The organism is Bartonella sp. AD328YNZD (assembly GCF_042196425.1).
In genome coordinates this window covers 1-2,297 of the sequence record NZ_JBHIQG010000363.1, presented here as the reverse complement: position 1 = coordinate 2,297, position 2,297 = coordinate 1, and the positions used below count along the sequence as shown (strand labels likewise).

The window sequence follows — 2,297 nt, the reverse complement described above, 5'->3', positions numbered from 1 at the left end:
AGGCGGCGTTGGCATCAATGCGCAACTGTCTCACAATTTCTCCCTTCATGGTGATGTAAGCTATCAACAAAAGCTTCAAAAAACCGGTGTGTCTGGTGCAAGCTTTTCAGGAGGAATACGCTATCAGTTTTAAAACAAAACTGTCAAAACAGCCTATTCATTCTATTTAATTTAACAAAAAAGGCAGTATAGTATACTGCCTTTTTTATTTATAAAATCTGTTTTGCTTTCAAAGAACCTCTTCTTAAAAAGAAAAAACAACAAAATAGTTGAATCATTCTCATGTACCATTGAAAATTTTTTATAATAGCTTTTTCTTTTTTAAAGAATAAAACTTAGAATTTTTTGATAAATAAGAGCTAACACTGTAAAAAAATAAACAAATCAAAAACAATAAAAATTAAACTATATCCTAAAGAATAAACTTTCCTAGAACACATAGCATTATTAATCACCTATTATTTTTACAAGCTTAATGCTCTTCTACAATGAAAACTTCTAAACATAAATTTATAATCAACAAACTGTACAACAAATACATAATGCGTGTTATGAGTCATCTGTATGACTCATAATGTTGTATGCCTGATAAAGTAAAAAATATGAGAGCTAAAATTTCTCTCAATAAATTATATCGATAAGATTTCATACTATAAAAAATACAAAAACTCTCTATTACAACCAAGATACTAAATACTTCTCAAAACCCAAAATAGAAAAATGTATTTTCTCTTTTGAAAAATCGATCATACTCTTTGCTCTCTATGGACAATAGGCTCTATACTTGCTTCAAAGAACTCCTTTGTATAATCATGTTGCGCATGTAAATTACGCAATTCATCATTGCTAAGCTCTTCAAGAATAATCCCTTTATGCATAATCCCAACACGTTCACAAATATGTGCAACAACAGCAAGATCATGGGATACCATCAAATAAGTAAGCTTTTTTCTTTCTCGCAACGATTTCAACAAGTTTAAAATTTCAGCCTGTACCGACACATCCAATGCAGATGTTGGCTCATCAAGCAACAAAACCTCTGGCTCAATAATCAAAGCACGTGCAAGAGCAATACGCTGACGCTGCCCCCCAGACAACTCATGAGGATAACGATAAAGAAATGAAGAATCTAAACCAACAGAATCTAAAGCATCCTCTACCCGCTCCTTTTGATTATCCATACCATGGATTTTGAGAGATTCAGAAAGAACCTTATGAACCATTTTTCTTGGATGAAGCGAAGCATAAGGATCTTGAAAAACCATTTGAATACAGCGTAAAAAATCTTTACTTCGTTTTTTTTCGACTTCTTGTCCAGCAAAAAGGAACTTTCCGCTATAATCGTGAATAAGCCCTACCAATGTATTCAAAATAGTTGATTTTCCACATCCAGATTCACCAATTAAACCATAAGCTTCACCACGCTTAATATAAAAATTAACATTTTTAACAACTGTTACTGCCTTATGCCTATGGCCAAAAGTTACAGATAAATTAGAAACATCAATAATATTCTCACAATTTGTCATGGGGAACCTCCTCAACACCATTAACAATCGTAGGATTATACAACCAATCAGGATCACGCTCAGGAACAGCCAAAACATCAACAGGATTGTCAAGCCGTGGCAAACTCGCAAGCAAAGCCTTGGTATAAGGATGACAAGCGTGAGACAAATCAGAAGCTGGCAACTCTTCTAACACACGGCCTGCATACATTACCAAAATACGATCACAAAAATCAGCAATCATATTCAAATCATGACTAATGAAAATAAGCCCCGTTCCAGACTTTGTCACCAGTTCATCTAATACGGATAAAACTTGTCGTCTGACCGTAATATCAAGCGCAGATGTTGGCTCATCGGCAATAATTAAATCAGGTTTTGGAATAAGCATCATTGCAATCATTACACGCTGACCCATCCCCCCTGATATTTCATGAGGAAATAATCGCATCACATGTTCAGGATCACGAATATGAACAGATTCTAACATAGATATAGTCTGCTCCCGCGCTTCTCCTTTTGAAACGCGGTAATGAATACGGTAAGCCTCCATAATCTGCTCACCAATCCGTATTAAAGGATTAAGTGAATATTTGGGGTCCTGTAAAATCATTGAAATACGCTTACCTCGGATTTTTCGCATCTGAGGTTCACTTGCGGTCAATAAATCAATATCATCGAAGCGCATTTTTTTAGCTTTAACAATTGCTGATTTTGGACTCAACCTTAGTATTGCGCGCCCAGTCATCGATTTTCCAGATCCGGATTCACCAACAATTCCAATTTTTT

The 2,297-nt window shown here is 35.0% G+C and carries 3 protein-coding genes; 1 reads left to right on the top strand and 2 read right to left on the bottom strand.

Features of this window, described 5'->3' with window-relative positions; genetic code table 11:
- A partial coding sequence (locus ACFIO3_RS11790) for an autotransporter outer membrane beta-barrel domain-containing protein (protein ID WP_375704510.1) occupies positions 1 to 133 on the top strand: 133 nt, incomplete at its 5' end.
- Between the two features lie 613 nt (positions 134 to 746).
- Here ACFIO3_RS11790 and ACFIO3_RS11785 read toward each other — a convergent pair.
- Both ACFIO3_RS11785 and ACFIO3_RS11780 read right to left on the bottom strand, forming a co-directional pair.
- Positions 747 to 1,529, bottom strand: a complete 783-nt coding sequence (locus ACFIO3_RS11785) for an ABC transporter ATP-binding protein (RefSeq protein WP_375608758.1) — start codon at positions 1,527 to 1,529, stop codon at positions 747 to 749.
- Positions 1,516 to 2,297 (bottom strand): ABC transporter ATP-binding protein (locus ACFIO3_RS11780; protein WP_375704509.1); only part of this gene is annotated, 782 nt, incomplete at its 5' end. The genes ACFIO3_RS11785 and ACFIO3_RS11780, both read right to left, overlap by 14 nt.

Excerpts from the sequence above, each read along its gene's own strand:
- ACFIO3_RS11785 (WP_375608758.1), bottom strand. The coding sequence starts at position 1,529 with ATGACAAATTGTGAGAATATTATTGATGTTTCTAATTTATCTGTAACT.